We start from the raw sequence: 21,497 nt of genomic DNA, 5'->3' as shown, positions 1-21,497 counted from the left end.
CTCCCACAGGTCTTGTGCCCCTGAAATGAAAAAAGCCCTGTCACATTGGACAGGGCTTTTCACTTGCGGCTTGCGGCTTGCGGCTCAGAGCTGCTCTTAGAACATCACACCCTGGCTGCGCAGGTAGTCGTCATAAGTACCGCTGAAGTCGACCACGCCGTCTGCGCTCAACTCGATGATGCGGGTGGCCAGGGACGAGACGAACTCTCGGTCGTGGCTGACGAAGATCAGCGTGCCCGGGTAGTTCTCCAGCGCCAGGTTCAGCGCTTCGATGGATTCCATGTCCAAGTGGTTGGTCGGTTCGTCCATCACCAGTACGTTGGGTTTTTGCAGGATCAGCTTGCCGAACAGCATGCGGCCCTGTTCACCACCGGAGATGACTTTGACTGACTTGAGGATTTCGTCGTTGGAAAACAGCATGCGGCCCAAGGTGCCGCGAATCATCTGTTCGCCCTGGGTCCACTGGCCCATCCAGTCGAACAGGCTGACATCATCGGCGAAGTCATGGGCATGGTCCTGGGCGTAATAGCCCAGTTCTGCGCTCTCGGTCCACTTGACCGAACCGGCATCCGGCGCCAGTTCGCCCATCAGGGTGCGCAACAGGGTCGTCTTGCCGATACCGTTGGGGCCGATGATCGCCACGCGTTCGCCGGCTTCGACGGTGAAGCTGAAGTTCTTGAACAGGGTTTTGCCATCGAAGCCCTTGGACATGCGTTCGATGGTCACTGCCTGGCGGTGCAGTTTCTTGTTCTGCTCGAAGCGGATGAACGGGCTCACGCGACTCGATGGCTTGACCTCGGCGAGCTGGATCTTGTCGATCTGCTTGGCACGGGAGGTGGCCTGCTTGGCCTTCGAGGCGTTGGCCGAGAAGCGGCTGACGAAGGTCTGCAGTTCGGCGATCTGGGCTTTCTTCTTGGCGTTGTCCGACAGTAACTGCTCGCGGGACTGGGTCGCTGCGATCATGTATTCGTCGTAGTTGCCCGGGAACAGGCGCAGCTCGCCGTAGTCCAGGTCGGCCATGTGGGTGCAGACACTGTTCAGGAAGTGCCGGTCGTGGGAAATGATGATCATGGTGCTGTTACGCGCCGTGAGAATGTTTTCCAGCCAGCGGATGGTGTTGATGTCCAGGTGGTTGGTCGGTTCGTCGAGCAACAGCACTTCCGGATCGGAGAACAGTGCCTGGGCGAGCAATACCCGCAGTTTCCAGCCTGGCGCGACTTCAGTCATCGGGCCGAAATGCTGCTCCAGCGGAATGCCCAGGCCCAGCAACAGCTCACCGGCGCGGGATTCGGCAGTATAGCCGTCCATTTCGGCGAATTCGGTTTCCAGCTCGGCCACGGCCATGCCGTCTTCTTCGGTCATTTCCGGCAGCGAATAGATGCGATCACGCTCGGCCTTGACCTTCCACAGCTCTTCGTGACCCATGATCACGGTGTCGATGACGGTGAACTGCTCGTAGGCGAACTGGTCCTGGCGCAGTTTGCCCAGGCGCACGTTCGGCTCGAGCATGACCTGGCCGCCGGAGGGCTCGAGGTCGCCGCCGAGGATCTTCATGAAGGTCGACTTGCCGCAACCGTTGGCGCCGATCAGGCCGTAGCGGTTACCCGCGCCGAATTTGACAGAGACGTTTTCGAACAGCGGCTTGGCGCCGAACTGCATCGTGATGTTAGCTGTAGAGATCAAAGGTTTATCCTGCGGAACATTCAGAGTAGCTAAGGGTGCGGCAGTACCTGTTCAGTACCTGTCTGCGCCGATCCGCGTCCGTGCAAAGGCGGCGCGGTCGCAGGCGCAAGGGTCCATCCGGCATAAGAGGACAGCAGCATACGAAGCGCCGAGCCCGAGTGGATGTGCGCGAAACCGGGTCAACGGTGTCGGCCAAAAGGGGGGCGCACAATATTTGGCGGCGATTGTACTGATCTGACCGCGTTAACGATAGGGTATTGGCCGGGCAAGACAGTTTTTCACAAATGAGGATAACTTTCAGTTACAACCTGTGGCTAAAATGCCACTTTCCAGATGCCATCTCTTTCGCCGCTTGGTTGGCCAGGGATGCGACCTGTTCACTCCCGTTGTGTGATGGACTTCGTGAAACTCATCATTGCCGCAATCTATATCCTGTCCATCGGCTACGTGCACCTGCGCGGGCGTGTGCGGCACAAGCTCGGACGCCAGCTGAGCGACCATTCTTCCTTCCTGGCGCCTATCAACTGCCTGCTTTACCTGTGTTCGAAGTTGCCCAACAAGCCGTACCTGAACCCGGCGGACTTCCCTGACCTGAGCCTCCTGCAAGCCCATTGGGAGGACATCCGTGCGGAGGGCCAGAGCCTGTTGCAGGCGGGGGCGATCAAGCGTTCCAGTCAATACGACGACGTAGGGTTCAATTCGTTCTTCAAGACCGGCTGGAAGCGCTTCTACCTGAAATGGTACGGCGACAGTCATCCCTCGGCCATGAAGCTGTGCCCACGCACCACCGAACTGGTGCAGAGTATCGGTTCGATCAAGGCGGCGATGTTCGCCGAGTTGCCGCCAGGTTCCAGACTGGTTAGGCACCGAGACCCCTATGCGGGGTCCTATCGTTATCATCTGGGCCTGCAGACCCCCAACGATGCGGGTTGTTATATCAATGTCGATGGCGAGGCTTACCATTGGCGCGATGGCGAGGCGGTGGTCTTCGACGAAACCTTCATCCATTACGCCGAAAACACCACTTCTCAGAACCGCATCATTTTGTTCTGCGACGTCGAGCGGCCAATGCGGTTTCGCTGGGCAACGGCCTTCAATCGCTGGTTCAGCCGTACCGTGATGGCCGCTGCCGGCGCGCCGAACGACGCCGGTGACAAGACGGGCGGGTTGAACCGGGCGTTCTCCAGGCTCTACAAGATTCGCTTGCAGGGCAAAGCGCTGAAGAAGCGCAACCGAACGCTGTATTACCTCCAGAAATGGGCGTTCTTCGCTGCTCTGCTGGCTGTGTTCATCTGGATCTGACGTCTGGCCTGGCCCTGTACGAGAACATATGTTCACTCCCCGGGCTTTTCCGCGTCCAGTTGTTCCCACATCCTGGCGGTGATCCGTTGGCGATGGCTGTAACCCTCCCATGGGTCGGCTCCCAGGCTTCTGGCCCGCTCAAGGGCCGTCTGGATATCCCATTGCTGGGCGTTGCGCAGGCCGTCGAGTTCGGCCCTGGCGACCGGGACCGACACCGGCAGGCCCGGCCTGGCGCGTACCGAGTACGCGGCGACGGTGCTGGCGCCTCGGGCATTACGCAGGTAATCGACGAATATCTTCCCCACCCGATTCCTGGGCCCCATGGTGGCGGTGATCCTTTTTGGCATCTGGCGGGTCATGAACTGTGAGATCGCTTTGGCGAAGGACCTGGTGGCATCCCAGCTTTCGCTGCGCGCCAGCGGCACGACGATGTGCATGCCTTTGCCGCCGCTGGTCTTGAGGAATGCCCGCAGGCCCAACTCATCGAGCACCGACAGGGTCGCGCGAGTGGCCTCGAGCATGACTTGCCAGGGCAGCGATGGATCGGGGTCCAGGTCCAGGACGAACAGGTCCGGCGTCTCGATCCGGTCATGGGTGGCGGTCCAGGTGTGCAGCTCCACCGTACCCATCTGCGCCGCGCTGACGAGCGCCTGGAGGCTATCGATTTCCATCAGGGCGGCATGGCCCGGGTCCAGTCCCGGATCCAGCTGCCTGATATGGGGGATCTCCAGGCGATCAGCGTGTTTCTGAAAGAACTGTTCTTCGCCGATGCCGTCCGGTGCCCGCAACAACGCGATGGGACGCTGTTTCAGGTGGGGCAGGATCCACGGCGCGATGTCCGCGTAATACTGCACCAGTTCACCTTTTTGCACACCACTGACGCTGTCGATGACGCGCTCGGGATGGGTGATTTTCACGCCTCCGATTTCTGCCTTGCGGTTCTTGCCGCCGCGCTTGGGTTCTGGCGCCCTGGTTTTTTTCGGCAGAGGGTGCTCGCGGATAACCTTGTTCGCTGGCATGTCGTCGAGCAGCGCCACGAAAGCGGCCTGGCGTACAAGGCCGCTGGCGGTCCACTCGGTGAATTCGATCTCACAGACCCGGTCAGGCTCGACCCACTGCACGGCGCGACCCTGTGTCGGGGTGACTGGTTTGGCCAGGGGAGAGACAGCGCTCTTCTGCGCGGAGAGTCGCTCGAACAATCGTTTGCTTTCATCCTGGCTGAGCCCGCTGCTGACCCGGCCGGCATACACCAAGCCCGAAGGGTCGTTGACTGCGAGCAACAAGGCACCGAAGCCGTTGCGCCTGCCTTGCGCACGGGTGAAACCGACGATCACGAAGGCTTGGCGCAGCCGGCATTTCAGATTGACCCAGTCGGTGCTGCGCCGTGACACATAAGGGCTGCCCTGACGCTTGCCGACCACACGGTCCAGCGAGAGGGCGCTGGCGCTTTCCAGGATCTCATCTTCGCTGGCAGAGAAGGCTTCGGAGAAGCGCAGTCGCTTGCCGCCGTGGTGCCTGAGGACGCTTCTCAACGCCGCGCGTCGCTCCTCCACGGGTGTTTGTCGCAGGTCTTCGCCGTTGAGAAACGGTGCGTCGAACAGCACGTAAACCATGTCCACGGTGCGACCGATCTCAAAGGCGTCCCGAAGGGCGGCCATGTCAGCCTGGCCGGTCTCGTCCAGCAGAACCAGGTCGCCGTCCAGCCAACTGTCTCCCAGGTTCAGCTCGGCCAGCGCTTCTGCGTGCAATTTCAGGCGTTCGGTCCAGTCCTCTTGGTCGCGGCCGAACAAGCGGACTTCAGCATTTACGATGCGCGTCAGCAGGCGATAGCCATCGAACTTGACTTCATAGCGCCATTCGCCGGTGGGCGGTTGCTCTACGGGCGTTGCCAGTTGCGGCAGCAGTCGTTCGGGAAGGCGCTCTTTGCGACCCCGGCGGCTGCTCACTGTTTCTTCGGATGTAGGGGCAGATTCACGATCGGCCTTGGCCATGACAGATTCCCTTGTATCGCTGACGTCCGGGGTTTAACCCCGGGAGGCCTTGGTGGTTTTTTTTGCGGGGGCGGACTTACTGGTCTTCGCCGCTTTAGCAGGCGCTTTTGCGGCGGGCTTGTCGGCGGATTTGCCCTTGCTGCCCAGGCTGCGCTTGAGCAGCTCGGTGAGGTCGATGACATCGGCGGTCTTGCGCTGTTCTTCGCCAGGGTCGGTTTCCACCGCCTCGAGCCGGCCTTCGTTGGCTTTCTTTTCCACCAACTCCATGATCTTTTCCTGGAAACTGTCCCGATAGTCCTGGGGTTCCCAGTCGGCACTCATGTCTTGCACCAGGCGCTTGGCCATTTCCAGCTCGCCTTTGACCAGGTTGGGTTTGGTGACCTCGTCCCCCAGTTCCAGGATGTCCAGTCCACGCACCTCTGCCGGCCAGCGCAGCATCACCAGTACCAGGGCCGACTCCAGGGGCATCAGGGCCGCCAAGTGTTGGCGGGTATGCAACACGACATGGGCCAGGGCCACCTTGTTGGTCTTGACCAGGGTTTCGCGAAGCAAGGCGTAGACTTTGCCGCCACGCTTGTCGGGAGCAAGGAAGTAGGGCGTATCGATGTTCTGCAGCGGGATCTTCTCGCTGTCGACGAAAGAAAAGATATCGATGGTCTGGGTGGACTTCGGGTGGGCCGAGCGGATTTCCTCCTCGCTGAGCAGCACGTACTGGCCTTTCTGGTACTCGACGCCCTTGACGATGTCTTCCTTGGTCACCTCCTTGCCCGTGACCTTGTTGACCCGCTTGTAGCCCACCGGGTCCATGCTGCGCTTGTCCAGCCAGTCAAAATCCACGCCTTGGGACGACGTCGCCGAGACCAGCGCCACGGGAATGTGGACCAGTCCGAAACTGATTGCGCCTTTCCAGATTGCCCGTGCCATGGTGCGGTTTCCTTGCCGTGAATGATTCTCTCTGGTGACCTTCCGGCCGTTGAAAAAGTTTCCATTGGGCGCCGGCTGGCGGTGGGGCAGGACAGATACGATGCATAGGCCCGGGTGGGGTTGTGGGCGAGCCTGCTCGCGAAAGCGATGTGTCAGATGTCGACGGCCCCATAGCCTTCACAAGCAGGTTTTCCTCAGAGATGCCTCGTTACATCTTCAACCAGACATTTCGCTTAACAACCGTGAACCTGCGCGGTAGCGTGTTTTCGAAATGCCTGAGCGATTTCCGCAAAGCAGGGGAGGTACCGATGAACAGGCTAGTACTCGCGATCACCACGCTGTTGCTGAGCGCTGTCGTTCAGGCCGCACCCCCCGGCCAGGGCCCTGTGGTCGTGGCCCAGAACCTGCCGGGCAACAACAACCCCTATAACAATCCCATACGTCGGGCCAATCCCAACAGCATGCAGGGAACACAGCCCAACGTCCCGACGATCCACCGCTACCCGACGGTACCGGTGCCTCGCCCGCCAACCCTGGAAAACGGCGGCATCGGCAATGGCTACCCGCGGTCGGGGCCGCCGCCGGGTTCGCCCAGGCCCACCATCGAATCCGGTACGCCACCCAGGAGCCCGAACGACAGCAATCGCTAGTCGTCCTGTTTCCCATCACAGAAGGAAGTGTGCATGTTGCGTAAAACACTCCAGGTCGTGCTCTGCGCCAGTGCCGTCCTGACCCTTGCCGCGCCGGCCTGGGCCGCGCAAACCCAGGTATTGAAGAGCGAGGAGGGCAGCGTGGAAGTGACCACCGTGGTCAGGGGCCTGGAACATCCCTGGTCCGTGGCATTCCTGCCGGGGCAGCGGGGCATGCTGGTCACGGAGCGATCGGGCAGCTTGCGCCTGGTGAGCCCCGAGGGTCGGCTCTCGGCGCCATTGAGCGGTGTTCCTGAGGTATGGGCCAATGGCCAGGGCGGCTTGCTGGACGTGGTGTTGTCGCCGGACTTCAAGCAGGACCGCACCGTGTACCTGTCCTACTCCGAGGCTGGCAAGGACGGCAGGGCCGGGACCGCCGTGGGGCGCGGACAGCTCTCCGAGGATTCGAAGCGCCTGGAGAACTTCGATGTGATTTTCCGTCAGCAGCCCAAGCTCTCCACGGGCAATCACTTCGGCTCGCGGCTGGTCTTCGACCGGGAGGGTTACCTGTTCATCACCCTGGGTGAAAACAACGACCGGCCGACGGCCCAGGACCTGGACAAGCTGCAGGGCAAGGTCGTGCGTCTCTATCCGGACGGCAAAGTGCCGGATGACAACCCCTTTGTCGGTCAGAAGAATGTCCGTCCCGAAATCTGGGCCTTCGGTCTTCGCAATCCCCAAGGGGCCGCGCTCAACCCCTGGAATGGCACATTGTGGGAAAACGAGCACGGACCCAAGGGCGGCGATGAGCTGAACATCATCGAGCGTGGCAAGAACTACGGCTGGCCGCTGGCGACCCATGGCATCAACTATTCCGGTGCACCGATTCCGGAGGCCAAGGGTAAGCACGCCGAAGGCACGCTTGGGCCGCACCATGTCTGGCAGGTCTCGCCGGGCCTCAGCGGCATGGCGTTCTATGACCATGAGCGTTTCCAGCCTTGGCGGCATAACGTCTTCATCGGTGCGCTGGTGTCCCGTAACCTGATCCGTTTGCAGATGGAAGGCGACCAGGTCGTGCATGAAGAGCGCCTGCTGGGCGACCTCCAGGAGCGGATCCGCGATGTGCGCCAGGGACCGGATGGTTACCTGTATGTCCTGACGGATGAAAACGACGGTGCGCTGTATAAGGTCGGGCTTGAATGACCCATCCGGTGGGAGATGGATCCTGCCGTCACCCGCCGAAATTTGTGGGAGCCTGCTCGCGAAAGCGGCGGTACGTCCAGCCTCACCAGCACTGGTTCGCTACAGGGATTTACTGTCCAAGAACAATTCGCCATTGACTTGCCTCCGGCGCCCGGCTAATTTCCAGCCATGACTTCTACCGTACTGCGCAGCCAGCCAAGCATTATTACCGCCATTCCTTATCTGGCGGGCTAGCTGACGGCTGCACCCAACCCGCCCTTGAGGCGGGTTTTTTCTTTCTGTCTCCTGGGCCCGATTCGAACCAGGAGACTGCCATGACCGCTTCCCGCCCCGAGCAAACATTGCTGGAGCATTACGTTAAAAAGATCCTCGCCGCGCCGGTGTACGAACTGGCCGTGCGCACACCACTGCAAGCGGCTCCTGCACTGTCCGAAACCCTGGGAAACAGGATTCTGCTCAAACGTGAGGATCTGCAACCCACGTTTTCGTTCAAGATCCGCGGTGCCTACAACAAACTCGTGCAGTTGACGCCAGAGCAGCGAGCCCGTGGCGTCATCACCGCGTCGGCCGGCAACCATGCCCAGGGCGTTGCACTGGCGGCACGGGAACTGGGGATCTCGGCCTGCATCGTCATGCCGGTAACCACGCCGCAATTGAAGGTCCTGGGCGTACGCAATCGCGGTGCCGAGGCATTGCTGCACGGTGAGAGTTTTCCGTTCGCCCTGGCGCATGCGCTGGATCTGGCCCGGCAGACCGGTAGAGAGTTCGTTTCACCTTTCGATGATCCGGATGTCATCGCCGGCCAAGGCACGGTCGCCATGGAAATACTGCGCCAGCACGCGGGGGCGCTGGACGCCATCTTTGTCCCGGTGGGCGGTGGCGGACTGATAGCCGGGGTCGCGGCTTACGTTAAATACCTGCGTCCGGAAGTCCGCATCATCGGTGTGGAATCGCAACACTCTGCTTGCCTGCAGGCCGCGATGGCCGCCGCAGAGCGAGTCATCCTGCCGACCGTGGGAACCTTCGCCGATGGTGTCGCCGTGGCGCAGATTGGTGCCCACGGCTTCGAGATCTGCCGCTTTTGCGTCGACGAAGTGATGACTGTCTGCGACGACCAACTGTGCGCTGCGATCAAGGACATCTATGACGATACCCGTTCCATCACCGAGCCATCCGGTGCCTTGGCCGTGGCAGGCATCAAACAATACGTCGCTCGCACCGGTGCACGTGGCCAGACGCTGATTGCCATCGACTCCGGAGCCAACATCAACTTCGACAGTTTGCGCCATGTGGCGGAGCGCGCCGCCGTCGAAACAGCATGACCCACGACCTGTCATCGCTTTTTTTAACTACCCGACGGATGCCCGGCTCTACCTTTTCAAATTGGGGCTACTCTAGCCTTCTACAGCGATAAAGCGATTGCATTCTGAATGCAGTTTGCAAGCAGCAAATCGCTGTCTCTTGCATTTTGCACGACGTGTTCGGCACACCCGCACACCAAGTAGTTGATTTATATCAAATCAAGATGTGGCAAATGCAGGCATGTTCTTTGCGAGATGGTTCAAGAGTTCGCTTCCGGACTTTTTGATCAGAACGCCAAGAATGAACATACGGCACGGTATTCGTAGTCTCAGTCCACAGGGAAGAAACGGACGAAATTCCGTCGTCGTAAACATAAATTGGCCGCCTCAACAGGAGAGAGTCGCCATGTTTTTATCTGCCCTCGAAATGCGCAATATCATTGAAAGCAGTTTGTTGCCCAAGCGCTCGCAATGCACCTTGTCACCCGATCTGACGATGACGATCAAGATTTTCGACGATCATGAAACCGATCGCGTGGCCTTGATCAAGTCCAATATCGATGCCAACAAACTCACGGGCTGTCGGGCGATCAACGACCTGATTGCCGAGTTGCGCACCGAACTCGACCACAACCACGGCGCCGGGAACTACTTTCATCAGCAGCACCGGATGACCGGGCGCTGACAGAGCGGCAATGCCGACCTATTGAAAGCAAACAAATCCCGTGGCGAGAGAAACTGCTCCCTCGCCATGGGACTTATTTGTATACGACGTTCAATCCGTGCCGCTCAGGTGAGCTGCTGCCTGTAAGGCAGGTCCGGTCCGGTCTTGCCGCAGGTCAGTGCGGCTGCACGCATGGCGAAGTCGAGCATCGTGTTGATCTGATCCCGGGCCAGGGTGTGCAGGCCTTCGGCCGAGTCCAATTGCTGTTCGACCAGCCAGGTAATCAATGCGGCCTGGAAAGTGTCGCCTGCGCCCACGGTATCGGCAATTTTCACCGGCTGGGCAGGCATCGACCAACTGCCATGATGGCTGCTGAACACGGTTGCACCCTGGCCGCCGCGGGTCAGAAAGACCAATTGGCAGCGATGCTCCAGCCAGCCTTCGATCACCGTCTGAGGGTCTCGCCCTGGGTAGAGCAGGCTCAGGTCTTCGTCGCTGACCTTGATCAGGTCCGCATAGCGCACCAGCGTCGCAATCCTCGAGCGCCACAGCTCGATGTCCGGTTGCGGGTTGAGTCGCACGTTCGGGTCCAGGCTGATCAGGCGCTTGCCGCTTTCGCGCTGCGCCAATGCCAGCAGGGTGTCGCCAATCGGTTGCACCACCAGGCAGAACGAGCCGAAATGCAGGCCACTCACTTCAGGGCCCAGTTCGGGTAAGTGTTGCAAGCCCAGTTGCCGGTCCGCACAGCCTTCGCCACGAAAACTGTAGTGGGGCGAGCCATTTGCGCCCACGGCGACCATTGCCAGGGTAGTCGGAGCGTCGAAGTCTCGCAGGTATTTCGCGCTGACACCTTCGTTGAGCAGGACCTGCTGCAAGCGCCGGCCAAGGTAGTCGGTGGACAGCCCGGCAAACAGCGCCGATTCCACCCCCAGGCGCCGCAGCCCCACCGCCACATTGAACGGCGAACCGCCGGCTATGGCCTTGAAATTGACCTGTGAGGCCGGGCCGCCGTCTTCTTTATCGCTGAAGAAATCAAACAGTGCTTCACCACACACCAGATACATGGATGTCTGCTCTCAAAGGGTTGCGACGTGTTGTCGATAAGTTTCATAGGCTTGTTGGGCGGCCGCGACATGCTCAGCGATTGGCCGGGTTTCGCTGGCGGGGTCGAGTTTGACGCAACGCTCGCAGAGTTCGGCCAGCCCTTGTTGCGCTCCGGAATGACACCACGCCGCCTGGATCGCCGCGCCCAGGGCCGCCGCTTCGCTCTGTTCAGTGCAGATGACCGTGGTGTCCATGATGTCGGCGACGATCTGCCGCCATACCGGGCTCTTCGAGCCGCCGCCGATCAAGCGGATGCTCCGCGCCTGGAGTCCTGTGGCACGCAGCAGGTCCAGGCCATAGCGCAAGCCGAAGGTGGTGCCTTCGACCACGGCCCGGCACAGATTGGCGCGGTTCAGGTTGGTGGTCGTCAGGCCCAACAGGCTGGCGGTGGCATGGGGCAGGGCGGGAACACGCTCACCGTTGAGGAACGGCAGCATGCAGACACCTTCGGCGCCGATCGGGGCCTGGGCAACCAGGGCGTTGAAGGTCTCGATGTCCAGCTCGAACAGCTCGCGTACTGCGCTGGTGGCATTGGTCAGGTTCATGGTGCAGATCAGCGGTAGCCAGCCGCCGCTGGAGGAGCAGAAGGCCGCTACCGACGCCTCGGGGCTGACGGCGGGCTCGCTGGCATAGGCATAGACCGTGCCGGAGGAACCCAGGCTCATGGTGATCACGCCGGGCTGGATGTTGCCGGTGCCGATGGCGCCCATCATGTTGTCCCCGCCGCCGCTTGCCACGACGGCATTGGGGTTGATACCCAGGCGTGCGGCAATGGCCGGCAGGACGCGCCCGACCGGCTGATTGGCTTCGATCAGTTCCGGCAACGCCGCCTGCAACCGGCCGCTGGGGTCGATGTGTTGCAGCAGCTGCAGGTCCCACTGACGGGTGCGTACATTGAAGTAGCCGGTGCCTGAGGCATCGCCGTATTCGCTGCAGTAACGACCGGTGAGCCAGTGGTTCAGGAAGTCGTGGGGCAACAGGATGTGCGCGATGCGAGCAAAGATCTGCGGATGGTGCTCTCGGGTCCATAACAGCTTGGAGACCGTGTAGCCTGGGGCGATGGCGACACCGAGACGCTCCAGGGCTCCGTTTTCGCCGCCCAGGTGCATCAGCAATCGATCGTTTTGCGGGGCACTCTCGGTGTCGCACCAGAGCTTGGCCGGGCGCAGCACCTGGTTCTGGTCATCCAGCAGCACCAGGCCATGTTGCTGGCCGGAGACGCCAATGCCGAGAATAGCCTGGCCGTCGACACCGGCGTCGGCCAAGGCTTGATGAGTGGCCTGGGTGAACGCGTCGATCCATTGCCCGGTGTCCTGTTCACGCCGGCCGTTGGCGCCGCTGATCATGGTATGGGCTGCGGCGCCCTGGCCCAGGACCTGGCCGCTGTTCGCATCCAGGATCAGGGCCTTGGTGCCTTGGGTGCCGCAGTCGATACCCAGGAACAACTGTTGATTTGCCATAGAAACCCTCGTGTGACAGATCGTTCCCACGCTCTGCGTGGGGATGCCTCAACGGACGCACCGCGTTCGGCTTTTGGGACGCGGAGCGTCCCTGGCTGCGTTCCCACGCGGAGCGTGGGAACGATCAACCTAACCCTCCAGCACCCGCTCAAGTGTCCGGGTCACCCCATGCTCGCGCAAGCTGTTGCAGCACCATTCGAAGGCCGCGACGAACTCCGCCGAGTGCGGGATCGCCGTACCGAAAATCTCCTCGACTTCCAGCATCCGCTGGGTTACCAGCGCATCATCGGCCACCAGCGCCTGGCAGAATTCCGCCCTTGGATCTGGAATCGTGTAGTTCACGCCGTTCTCGTCCACGCCCTTGAGGTACACGGCCCAAGCCGCGACCACCAGCGCAGCGCGCCGGGTTTCGCCACCGTCGGCAATCAGGCGGTTGATGGTCGGCACGGTGAATTTCGGAAACTTTGAAGAGCCGTCCGAGCATACCCGTTCCAACTGGTCGGCGATGGCCTGATTGGAGAAACGCTCCACCAGGGTATTCTTGTAGTCGCTCAGGTCGATGCCCGGGACGGGGGCCAGTTGCGGCGTCACGTCCAGGTCCATATAGGCACGGATATAACGCACGAACAACGGGTCGTTCATGGTTTCATGGACAAAGCGATAGCCTTTGAGAAACCCCAGGTAGGTCAAAGCCAGGTGGCTGCCGTTGAGCAGTTTGATCTTCATTTCTTCGTAGGGTGAAACGTCATCGGTGAACTGAACGCCGACCTTTTCCCAGGCCGGGCGCCCGTTGACGAATCTGTCTTCCAGCACCCATTGCACGAACGGCTCGCAGACCACCGGCCAGGCATCGTCGATCCCGTGTTCGTCGTGCAGTTGCAGGCGATGGGCGGCGCTGGTCATGGGCGTGATGCGGTCGACCATGGCGTTGGGAAAGCCCACGTTGTGGTCGATCCACTGCGCCAGTTCGGCGTTATGCAGCGTGGCGAAGGCCAGCAGTGCCTTGCGGGCCACCGCGCCGTTGTGGGGCAGGTTATCGCAGGACATCAGGGTAAACGCCGGTGTCCCGGCGGCTCGGCGCCTGGCCAGGGCGGCGCAGAGGAAGCCGAACACGGTGGTTGGAGCGTCCGGATGGGCCAGGTCGTGCTGGATCTGCGGCAGATGGGCCATGAACTCGCCGTTGCTGTCGTCGATGCAGTAGCCGCCCTCGGTGATGGTCAGCGAAACGATGCGGATTTGCGGCTCGGCCAGTTTGTCGATCAGTACCTGGGCGCCGTCCTCGGCCAGCAGCATGTCGTTGATGGCGCCTATCACGCGGACTTCGGTGTCGTCGTTGTCGCCCAGCTCGTACAGGGTAAACAGATAATCCTGGCTGGCCAGGTCATCCCGGGCACGCCGGTCTTCGGCCCGCAACCCGACGCCGCAAATGCCCCAGTCCAGGTCGGTGCCGGTGTTCATCAGCGCATCGGTGTAGTACGCCTGGTGGGCCCGATGGAAGCCGCCGACGCCGATGTGGGCGATGCCTTGGCGGATATCGCCCAAGGAATAGGCGGGCAGGGCGACTTCCGGCTTGAGGTTATGCAGGTTTTGGCGATTGAGTTTCATCACGAGTCTCGGTAATCAGGCGGCGGCGCGCAGCGCACGGGTGACTGCTACGCCATCAGCATCGAATAAATGGCAGTGTTGGGCATCCAGGTGCAGGTTCAACTGCTCGCCGAAACGGCTCGCCAGATCGCCGCGAACCCGCATGGTCAAGGCTTCCCCGGACGTGGTGTTGACATGACAGAAGGTGTCACTGCCCAGGCGCTCGCTCACATCGGCAGTCACCTGAAGCGTGCATTCGCCGGATTGCGCCAGGTTCAGATGTTCTGGACGGATGCCCAAGGTGACCGCGCTGCCGACGTTGAGGCTGGCCCCGTTCACCGGCAGCTGGATGCGTGTGCCTGCATCCAGTTGGACTTCGCATCCCTGGCCGTTGAGTGCGCTGATCTTGCCCTTGAGAAAGCCCATTTTCGGCGTACCGAGAAACCCGGCGACAAACAGGTTGGCCGGCTGGTGGTACAGTTCCAGGGGCGAGCCGACCTGCTCGATGCGCCCGCTGTTGAGCACTACCACCTTGTCGGCCAGGGTCATGGCTTCGACCTGATCGTGGGTCACGTAGATCATGGTCGCCTGCAGTTCCTTGTGCAGCCGCGCCAGCTCCAGTCGCATCTGTACCCGCAAGGCGGCGTCGAGGTTGGACAGCGGTTCGTCGAACAGGAAGATTTTCGGGTTGCGCACGATGGCCCGGCCGATTGCCACTCGCTGGCGCTGGCCACCGGACAACTGTTTGGGTTTGCGTTCGAGCATCGGCCCCAGTTCGAGGATGCGCGCCGCTTCATTGACCTTCTTCTCGACGTCGGCCTTGGGCACGCCCGCCAGATCGAGGGCGAAGGACATGTTCTTGCGCACACTCATGTGTGGATACAAGGCGTAGGTCTGGAACACCATCGCCAGATCGCGCTTGGCCGGGCTGACTTCGGTGATGTCGCGCCCGTCCAGCTCGATGGTACCGTCGCTGACTTCTTCCAGGCCGGCGATCAGCCGCAGCAGGGTGGATTTGCCGCAACCCGAGGGGCCGACAAAGACCACGAACTCGCGGTCATTCACTTCGAGGTCGATGCCCTTGATGATGGAAAAACCTTCGAAGCCTTTTTGCAGATTCTTGATTTTCAGGTTGGCCATGATGATGGGCCTCCACTTGACGTTATTCGGTTGGGGACGCCTTGAGGATTAAAAGATCGCAGGCTACGCCAGCTCCTACAGGGCGATCTTTTGCTAATTCATTTCACGGCGCCAAAGGACAAACCGCGGACCAATTGCTTCTGGCTGATCCAGCCGAAGATCAGGATCGGCGCGCAGGCCAGGGTCGAGACGGCGGACAATTTGGCCCAGAACAAACCTTCGGGGCTTGAGTAGGAAGCGATCAGCGCTGTCAGTGGTGCGGCTTTGGATGAAGTAAGGTTCAGCGACCAGAAGGCCTCGTTCCAGCACAGGATCAATGACAGCAGCACGGTGGAGGCCAGGCCGCCCTTGGCAATCGGCAGCAGCACGCGAACCATTTCCTGCCATAGGGTGGCACCGTCCAGGCGCGCTGCTTCGAGGATGTCGCGGGGAATGTCCTTGAAGTAGGTGTAAATCATCCAGACCACGATCGGCAAGTTGATCAGCGTGTAGATGATGATCAGCGCAGCGCGTGTATCCAGCAGGCCAAAGCTCTTGGCCAGCAGGTAGATCGGCATCAGCACGCCCACCGGCGGAAGCATCTTGGTGGACAGCATCCACAGCAAGGTGCCCTTGGTGCGTTGGGTTTCGTAGAACGCCATGGAGTATGCCGCCGGTACCGCGATCAGCAGGCACAAGGCAGTGGCACTGAAGGAAATGACCACCGAATTCCAGGCGAAATTGAAGTAGTCGCTACGTTCGTTGATGTGCAGGTAGTTCTCCAGCGTCGGCGCAAAAATGAACTGCGGCGGCGTGGCGAAGGCGTCGATTTCAGTCTTGAAGCTGGTCAGCACCATCCAGAAGATCGGGAAGAAGATCAGGATCGCGATGGCCCAGGCCAGCGTGCCCAGGAGCAGGCTTTGCAGCCGACGGGATTGTTGAAGTGTCATGGCGGCGGCCTCAGTTCTTGTCGGTGAGGTTTTTGCCGATCATCCGTATCAGGATGATGGCGGCGACGTTGGCAATCACCACGGCAATCAGGCCACCGGCCGAAGCCATGCCGACGTCGAACTGCACCAGCGCCTGGTTGTAGATCAGGTAGGCGAGGTTGGTCGAGGCGTAGCCGGGGCCGCCGTTGGTGGTGGTGAAGATTTCGGCGAACACCGACAACAGGAAAATGGTTTCGATCATCACCACGACTGCAATCGGCCGGGCCAGATGGGGCAGGGTCAAGTGCCAGAAAATCGCGATCGGACCGGCGCCGTCCAGGCGAGCGGCTTCTTTCTGCTCCTGGTCGAGGGACTGCATGGCTGTCATCAGAATCAGGATCGCGAAGGGCAGCCACTGCCAACTGACAATGATGATGATCGACAGCAGCGGGTAGTGGGCCAACCAGTCCACCGGCTGTGCGCCGAACAGTTTCCACACCGAAGCGAGGATTCCCGAGACCGGGTGAAAAATCAGGTTCTTCCAGATCAGTGCGCCCACGGTGGGCATGATGAAGAACGGCGAGATCAGCATGACCCTGACGATGCCGCGGCCAAAGAACTCGCTGGCCTCCAGCAACGCGCTGATCAAAACCCCGAACACAATACTGATAAGCAGCACGCTGCCCACCAGCAACAAAGTATTGGTTGCACCGGGAATGAAGCCCGAGTCGGTGAGGAAATATGTGAAGTTCTCCAGGCCGACGAACTGGTTTTCACCAGGGTAAAGCAGGTTGTAGCGGATCATCGAGAAATAGACGGTCATGCCCAGGGGCACGATCATCCATAGCAGCAACAAGGCTACCGATGGACTGACCAGGAACCAGCCGGGGTTCGCCAGGCGGATCTTGCGCGTCGGTGCGGCAATGTCGAGAGGCGCTTTGGCAGTTGTCGTTGAAGTATTCATGGCATTGAACCGTTTTGTGCAGGCCTATGAAGAACCCAAATGTGAGAGCATCCCCCTGTGGGTACGAGCTCGCTCGCGATAGCGTCCTGACGGTCGACGTCGAGGTGGCTGTCACACCGTCATCGCGAGCAGGCTCGCTCCCACACTGGATCTCCGACAGAAATGGAAGCGGCGCTGTTACTTGGGATACCCGGCACGCTTCATCTCGCGCTCGGTGGTGGACTGCGCGGCGGTCAACGCCTGATCAACACTCTGCTGGCCGGTCAGTGCACCCGAGAAGAACTTGCCCACCTGGGTACCGATCGCCTGGAACTCGGGGATGGTTACCAACTGGATACCGATATAAGGCACCGGTTTGAGGGTGGGCGCTTTCGGGTCGGCGACTTTCAGCGATTCCAGCGTGACCTTGGCGAACGGCGCGGCTTTCATGTACTCGTCGCTGTAGGTCGAGGTGCGGGTGCCTGGCGGTACGTTGGCAATGCCATCGGTCTTGGCGACCAGTTGGCTGTATTCCTTGGACGTCGCCCAGCTGGTAAAGACCTTGGCGGCATCCTTGGCCTTGGAGCTGGTCGGGATTGCCAGTGACCAGGAGTACAGCCAGGAGGTGCCCTTGTCGGTTTTTTCATGAGGCGCGAAGGTGAAGCCGACATGATCGGAGACCTTACTCTGGGTCTTGTCGGTCACGAACGAACCGGCGACGCTGGCATCGACCCAGATCGCGCACTTGCCGCTGTTGAACAGAGCGAGGTTCTCATTGAAGCCGTTACTCGACGCGCCAGGAGGGCCGGACTTCTTCATGTTGTCGACGTAGAAGGTCAGCGCGTCTTTCCACTCGGGACCATTGAATTGCGGTTGCCACTTCTCATCGAACCAGCGTGCTCCGTAGCCGTTGGCCAGGGTGGTAATCAGCGCCATGTTCTCGCCCCAACCGGCCTTGCCCCGCAGGCACAGCCCATATTGTTCCTTGCTCTTGTCAGTGAGTTTCTCCGCGAACTCACCGATCTGGGTCCAGGTCGGGTGTTCGGGCATAGTCAGCCCGGCATCCTTGAACAAGTCGGTGCGGTAATAAGTGATCGAGCTTTCGGCATAGAACGGCAAGGCATACAGCGAGCCCTTGACGGACAGGCCGTCACGCACTGAAGGGAAGACGTCGTCAAGGTCGTAGGAGGCCGGCAGGTCCTTCATCGGCTCCAGCCAACCCTTGGCGCCCCAGAGTGCAGCTTCGTACATGCCGATGGTCAGCACATCGAACTGTCCACCCTGGGTGGCGATGTCGGTGGTCAGGCGTTGGCGCAGGACATTTTCCTCAAGCACCACCCAGTTCAGCTTGATGTCCGGGTGCTCCGACTCGAAGGTTTTCGAGAGCTTCTGCATGCGGATCATGTCGCTGTTGTTGACCGTGGCAATGGTGAGGGTCTGTGCGCCAAAACTGACGCTGCTGAGGGTCATGCAGGTGGAGACAAGCAGAGCTTTTACCGAAGGTTTCATCGCGCACTCCTTTTCCGTGCCGGAAGGCGACGGAAGGACAGTTATTGTTTTTTGTCTTCCGGATGAAGGGAAGAATGTGCGCTGATTACAGCCTTCAATGGCCGGCGTGACAAATCATCCGTCGCACTGGTGCTGATACTTTTTTGCACTGGGCTTAGGTCGGCAGTGAAAGGATGGCCTGTGGCGATGGGATTTAGCGAAACGTCGCCCCGCCCCCCTTTGTGGGAGCAAGGCTTGCCCGCGATGAAAATTACGCGGTCTCTTGGAGAACCGAGGCGCTTGCATCGCGGGCAAGCCTTGCTCCCACATAACTCCCGCCACAGAAATGATTCGAGAGCCTCAGCCCTGGTTCTGCTCGGTCAGCCGCTGCACCGCCAGCCGCCGGTAATGGGAAGGGGTCATGCCCTTGAGTTGCTGGAAGCGCCGATTGAAGTTCGAGATGTTATTGAAGCCCGACTCGAAACACACATCCGTGACGGGTTTGTCTCCGTCGGCCAGCAGTTCGCAGGATTTGCTGATGCGCAGGCGGTTGACGAATTCGATGAAACAGCGACCGGTTGCCTGCTTGAACACCCGGCTGAAGTAGGTGGGTTTCATGCCCAGATGCTCGGCGACTTCCTCCAGGGGCAACTCCCGGGCGTAATGGGCAAAGATATAGTCCACGGCCCGGTTGGTACGGTCGACGCTGTGCTCATCGGTCATCTGCGAAGAGGCACCGCCGGAGAGCACTTGATAGTCATCCGTGGCCGCCAGCAACTCCATCAGGATGAAAAAATACCCCAGGCGGCTCATGCCCTGGGAATCGGCAATGCGCTGCATCAGGATCATTGCCTGGCGGATGGTGCGCTTGCAGCGGAACTCGATGCCATAGCGGGCCCGTTCGAGCAGCGGCGTGATGCTCTTCAGTTCGGCAAATACCTGATGTCCGCTTTCGAACAATTCGTCGGTGAAATTCACCAGCATGTCACGCTTGGGCACCACCTCGTCCTCGGCCACCTGGCTGATCCAGTTGTGGGGCAGATTGGGGCCGGTGAGAAACAGGGTCTGCGGGTAGAAATTGCCAATGTAATCGCCAATGAACACCTTGCCGGAACTGGCGACGATCAGGTGCAACTCGTATTCCTTATGGAAATGCCAGCGCACCAACGGGCAGGGAAAGCCGTGCTGGCGATAGATGATGGACAGTCCGTTATGGTCATCCATCAACTCGTAGGAAGGGTCGGTGACTCTTGCTGTTCGGGTCATGGGCCTGCACTTTTATTGTTATTGCCGTTGGATAATGCCCCCTTCGCCGGGCAGGTGCCACCCCGAATAGTCTGCCGATGGTCGCCCGGTTTCATGCCATCAGTGGTGCTGGCACCTACACCGCTGCGTGGTTGCGGTGCTTTTCTTCAATCCACTGAGACATGTATTGGGTGCTCTTGTGCTGGTGGTGGCGCAACATGCTGCCGATGAAGTTGTCACGACGTCGTTGCGCCAGGTTGGCACGGCACGCCTGGATACTTTCAATCAGCGCCGGGCCATGAATCTCTTTGCGGTAACGCTCCGCCAGCAGCTTCAGGCCGGCATCCCGGGCCTGGTTCCAGCGTGCCGGGTCGCTGTACAGCTGCACGGCGGCGTTGGCGATGTCCTCGGCGCTCTGGCTGATAACCCCAGGCCATGGCATCTCTCCATGCATGGCTTCGGCGCCGATGGGCGTAGTGACGCTTGGTGTGCCACAGAGCATGGCTTCGATCAGCTTGCCCTTGATACCGGCGCCGAAACGCAGTGGTGCCAGGCAGATGCGAGCCGCGGACATTACCTGCAGGGCGTCCTCGGCCCAGTTCATGATATGAAAGCCTTGAGCCGGATTGTGCAGCGCGGCCGCTTTTGGCGGGGTGTAGGCGCCGTACAGGTGCAGTTGCGCGCCAGGCAGTTGCTGGCGGATCAGCGGCCAGATGGCATTCTTCATCCAGAGCACGGCATCCCAGTTCGGCGCATGACGGAAGTTGCCGATACTCAAGAAATGCGCCCGGTCTTCGAATCGCACCGGTGGCGTGCCCGGCAGGTCGACCATCAACGGGCACCAGAGCAAGAGACTGCGGGGCACATTGAACTGTTCCACCAGCAACTCGATCTCCACCTCGGACACCATCAGGTTCAAGTCGCAGCGGTACAAGGCCGCGATCTCGCGCTTCGCCATATCGGTATCCGCCATCAGTTGGAATGCTTCGGGCAGGTTTGGCGTGAAAAGATCGCTGAAGTCCTGGGACGCGTCGTCGGCTTTCAAACGGTCTTTGAGGCGCTGATGCCGGGCGTGACGCAGGCTTTGCAAATCGGAAGTCTCCAACACACGCAAAGCATCGGGGCAGTGCGTCTCGACCCGCCAGCCAAACTGTTCTTCCATCATGAATTGGTCGAACAGGACGATGTCCGGCGCCAGTTCGCTGACAAACACATCAAAGCTGCTGTTATTGAGCTCGATGGGCACTTCGCGGATGCCCAGGCCGATCAGGTCAGCGCGATTCTCTCCGGGCTTTGCCGGGCTGCTGAAGGTGACGTCCCAGCCTTGCCCGAGGAAGGCTTCCAGGATCTGCATGATGTGCCCACCCGCCGCCGATGAACGCGGCTCGGGCCAGACATATCCGATAACCAGGACCTTGAGGGCGGCGGGATGAGGCATGAGCAGGTATTTCCTTGGGATGAATCAGGCGCACTCGGCGCGCGGGGCGCCGATAGTGACCAAGAATCCGCTTGGGCTCAAGAAAGAATGCTGTTGACCTTGTCGCGCAGTTGATCGATGGAAAAAGGCTTGCCGATCACCGCCATGCTTTCCGGTACGTCGATGCTTTCCGCATAGCCGCTGGCGAACAGGACTGGCAGCCCGGGCCGCACAAGGCGCGCTTGCCTGGCAAGCTCGCGGCCGTCCATCACCGGCAGGCCTATGTCCGTCATCATCAGGTCGACCGGTTGACTCAGGTTGCGCAGGTAGTCCAGCGCCTGCTCACAACCGTTCGCCTCGAGTACCTGGTATTCAAGTTCTTCCAGTACGTCAACGATCAACATGCGGACGATGTCGTCGTCCTCGACTACCAGAACGGTGGCGGCGGTGACAGGGGCGGGGGTGGACATAATAATTATTCTCAGAAGATAAAATCGGGAAGGGCGAAAAG

General features: G+C 60.3%; 18 protein-coding genes. 5 read left to right on the top strand and 13 right to left on the bottom strand.

The features are described 5' to 3' along the window. Nucleotides 1-96: 96 nt before the first annotated feature. Complete coding sequence (locus QZH45_RS16995) at nt 97-1,683, bottom strand: ABC-F family ATPase (protein ID WP_024781069.1); 1,587 nt, start codon at nt 1,681-1,683, stop codon at nt 97-99. 402 nt (nt 1,684-2,085) lie between these two features. Between QZH45_RS16995 and lpxO the strand changes: the two genes are divergently transcribed. Next, nucleotides 2,086-2,985 carry a lipid A hydroxylase LpxO gene (gene lpxO / locus QZH45_RS16990; RefSeq protein ID WP_024781068.1) on the top strand — a complete coding sequence of 300 codons (900 nt, stop codon included), beginning with the start codon at nt 2,086-2,088 and terminating at the stop codon, nt 2,983-2,985. A gap of 32 nt (nt 2,986-3,017) precedes the next feature. Here the strand turns inward: lpxO and ligD are convergent, their stop codons facing one another. Together ligD and QZH45_RS16980 are read right to left on the bottom strand one after the other, a co-directional pair. Beyond that, on the bottom strand, nt 3,018-4,976 hold the full coding sequence (gene ligD / locus QZH45_RS16985) for a DNA ligase D (protein WP_055135632.1): 1,959 nt from the start codon (nt 4,974-4,976) through the stop codon (nt 3,018-3,020). Nucleotides 4,977-5,009: 33 nt separating this feature from the next. Further along, the gene (locus QZH45_RS16980; protein ID WP_024781066.1) at nt 5,010-5,900 is read right to left on the bottom strand and encodes a Ku protein; all 891 of its coding nucleotides are present in this window, start codon (nt 5,898-5,900) and stop codon (nt 5,010-5,012) included. Between the two features lie 308 nt (nt 5,901-6,208). Between QZH45_RS16980 and QZH45_RS16975 the strand changes: the two genes are divergently transcribed. From QZH45_RS16975 to QZH45_RS16960, 4 genes are all read left to right on the top strand, one after another. Beyond that, the gene (locus QZH45_RS16975) at nt 6,209-6,550 is read left to right on the top strand and encodes a hypothetical protein (RefSeq protein WP_024781065.1); all 342 of its coding nucleotides are present in this window, start codon (nt 6,209-6,211) and stop codon (nt 6,548-6,550) included. Nucleotides 6,551-6,583: 33 nt separating this feature from the next. Beyond that, the gene (locus QZH45_RS16970) at nt 6,584-7,732 is read left to right on the top strand and encodes a PQQ-dependent sugar dehydrogenase (RefSeq protein WP_055135633.1); all 1,149 of its coding nucleotides are present in this window, start codon (nt 6,584-6,586) and stop codon (nt 7,730-7,732) included. 314 nt (nt 7,733-8,046) lie between these two features. Continuing rightward, nucleotides 8,047-9,054, top strand: coding sequence for a threonine ammonia-lyase, biosynthetic (ilvA, locus tag QZH45_RS16965; RefSeq protein WP_081036544.1), 1,008 nt, complete (start codon nt 8,047-8,049; stop codon nt 9,052-9,054). A gap of 385 nt (nt 9,055-9,439) precedes the next feature. Next, a complete protein-coding gene (locus QZH45_RS16960) occupies nt 9,440-9,718 on the top strand; it encodes a DUF1652 domain-containing protein (protein WP_024781063.1) in 279 nt (92 codons plus the stop codon). A 104-nt stretch (nt 9,719-9,822) separates the two neighbouring features. On the opposite strand, the gene QZH45_RS16955 is transcribed toward QZH45_RS16960, so the two are convergent. The 10 genes from QZH45_RS16955 to QZH45_RS16910 form a co-directional block, all read right to left on the bottom strand. Beyond that, nucleotides 9,823-10,761: a carbohydrate kinase family protein gene (locus QZH45_RS16955; protein WP_024781062.1), complete on the bottom strand. Its 939-nt coding sequence runs from the start codon at nt 10,759-10,761 to the stop codon at nt 9,823-9,825. A gap of 12 nt (nt 10,762-10,773) precedes the next feature. Then, the gene (gene xylB, locus QZH45_RS16950) at nt 10,774-12,261 is read right to left on the bottom strand and encodes a xylulokinase (RefSeq protein WP_024781061.1); all 1,488 of its coding nucleotides are present in this window, start codon (nt 12,259-12,261) and stop codon (nt 10,774-10,776) included. Between the two features lie 129 nt (nt 12,262-12,390). Next, the gene (locus tag QZH45_RS16945) at nt 12,391-13,866 is read right to left on the bottom strand and encodes a mannitol dehydrogenase family protein (protein WP_055135634.1); all 1,476 of its coding nucleotides are present in this window, start codon (nt 13,864-13,866) and stop codon (nt 12,391-12,393) included. Between the two features lie 15 nt (nt 13,867-13,881). After that, entirely contained in the window at nt 13,882-14,985 is a 1,104-nt protein-coding gene (locus QZH45_RS16940; protein ID WP_024781059.1) for an ABC transporter ATP-binding protein, read from the bottom strand. A 98-nt stretch (nt 14,986-15,083) separates the two neighbouring features. Then, nucleotides 15,084-15,914: a carbohydrate ABC transporter permease gene (locus tag QZH45_RS16935; RefSeq protein ID WP_024781058.1), complete on the bottom strand. Its 831-nt coding sequence runs from the start codon at nt 15,912-15,914 to the stop codon at nt 15,084-15,086. A gap of 10 nt (nt 15,915-15,924) precedes the next feature. After that, entirely contained in the window at nt 15,925-16,857 is a 933-nt protein-coding gene (locus tag QZH45_RS16930) for a carbohydrate ABC transporter permease (protein WP_024781057.1), read from the bottom strand. A gap of 177 nt (nt 16,858-17,034) precedes the next feature. Then, complete coding sequence (locus QZH45_RS16925; RefSeq protein ID WP_024781056.1) at nt 17,035-18,345, bottom strand: ABC transporter substrate-binding protein; 1,311 nt, start codon at nt 18,343-18,345, stop codon at nt 17,035-17,037. A 339-nt stretch (nt 18,346-18,684) separates the two neighbouring features. Then, nucleotides 18,685-19,590 carry an AraC family transcriptional regulator gene (locus QZH45_RS16920; RefSeq protein ID WP_024781055.1) on the bottom strand — a complete coding sequence of 302 codons (906 nt, stop codon included), beginning with the start codon at nt 19,588-19,590 and terminating at the stop codon, nt 18,685-18,687. 115 nt (nt 19,591-19,705) lie between these two features. Beyond that, nucleotides 19,706-21,007, bottom strand: coding sequence for a glycosyltransferase (locus QZH45_RS16915; RefSeq protein ID WP_024781054.1), 1,302 nt, complete (start codon nt 21,005-21,007; stop codon nt 19,706-19,708). 77 nt (nt 21,008-21,084) lie between these two features. After that, a complete protein-coding gene (locus QZH45_RS16910) occupies nt 21,085-21,456 on the bottom strand; it encodes a response regulator (RefSeq protein WP_024781053.1) in 372 nt (123 codons plus the stop codon). Nucleotides 21,457-21,497 lie beyond the last annotated feature (41 nt).

This window comes from Pseudomonas corrugata, from assembly GCF_050920615.1.
Classification (GTDB): domain Bacteria; phylum Pseudomonadota; class Gammaproteobacteria; order Pseudomonadales; family Pseudomonadaceae; genus Aquipseudomonas; species Aquipseudomonas corrugata.
Note: the sequence above shows the minus strand (reverse complement) of the source record. Positions and strands in the feature narration are given on the sequence as shown.

What these genes read in the sequence shown, in the direction of transcription:
- QZH45_RS16980 (WP_024781066.1), bottom strand. Translation starts at nt 5,900, where the DNA reads ATGGCACGGGCAATCTGGAAAGGCGCAATCAGTTTCGGACTGGTCCAC.
- QZH45_RS16975 (WP_024781065.1), top strand. Translation starts at nt 6,209, where the DNA reads ATGAACAGGCTAGTACTCGCGATCACCACGCTGTTGCTGAGCGCTGTC.
- ligD (WP_055135632.1), bottom strand. Translation starts at nt 4,976, where the DNA reads ATGGCCAAGGCCGATCGTGAATCTGCCCCTACATCCGAAGAAACAGTG.
- QZH45_RS16915 (WP_024781054.1), bottom strand. Translation starts at nt 21,007, where the DNA reads ATGCCTCATCCCGCCGCCCTCAAGGTCCTGGTTATCGGATATGTCTGG.
- QZH45_RS16910 (WP_024781053.1), bottom strand. Translation starts at nt 21,456, where the DNA reads ATGTCCACCCCCGCCCCTGTCACCGCCGCCACCGTTCTGGTAGTCGAG.
- QZH45_RS16960 (WP_024781063.1), top strand. Translation starts at nt 9,440, where the DNA reads ATGTTTTTATCTGCCCTCGAAATGCGCAATATCATTGAAAGCAGTTTG.
- QZH45_RS16920 (WP_024781055.1), bottom strand. Translation starts at nt 19,590, where the DNA reads ATGACCCGAACAGCAAGAGTCACCGACCCTTCCTACGAGTTGATGGAT.
- QZH45_RS16945 (WP_055135634.1), bottom strand. Translation starts at nt 13,866, where the DNA reads ATGAAACTCAATCGCCAAAACCTGCATAACCTCAAGCCGGAAGTCGCC.
- QZH45_RS16935 (WP_024781058.1), bottom strand. Translation starts at nt 15,914, where the DNA reads ATGACACTTCAACAATCCCGTCGGCTGCAAAGCCTGCTCCTGGGCACG.
- QZH45_RS16930 (WP_024781057.1), bottom strand. Translation starts at nt 16,857, where the DNA reads ATGAATACTTCAACGACAACTGCCAAAGCGCCTCTCGACATTGCCGCA.
- QZH45_RS16955 (WP_024781062.1), bottom strand. Translation starts at nt 10,761, where the DNA reads ATGTATCTGGTGTGTGGTGAAGCACTGTTTGATTTCTTCAGCGATAAA.
- QZH45_RS16970 (WP_055135633.1), top strand. Translation starts at nt 6,584, where the DNA reads ATGTTGCGTAAAACACTCCAGGTCGTGCTCTGCGCCAGTGCCGTCCTG.
- ilvA (WP_081036544.1), top strand. Translation starts at nt 8,047, where the DNA reads ATGACCGCTTCCCGCCCCGAGCAAACATTGCTGGAGCATTACGTTAAA.
- QZH45_RS16940 (WP_024781059.1), bottom strand. Translation starts at nt 14,985, where the DNA reads ATGGCCAACCTGAAAATCAAGAATCTGCAAAAAGGCTTCGAAGGTTTT.
- xylB (WP_024781061.1), bottom strand. Translation starts at nt 12,261, where the DNA reads ATGGCAAATCAACAGTTGTTCCTGGGTATCGACTGCGGCACCCAAGGC.
- QZH45_RS16925 (WP_024781056.1), bottom strand. Translation starts at nt 18,345, where the DNA reads ATGAAACCTTCGGTAAAAGCTCTGCTTGTCTCCACCTGCATGACCCTC.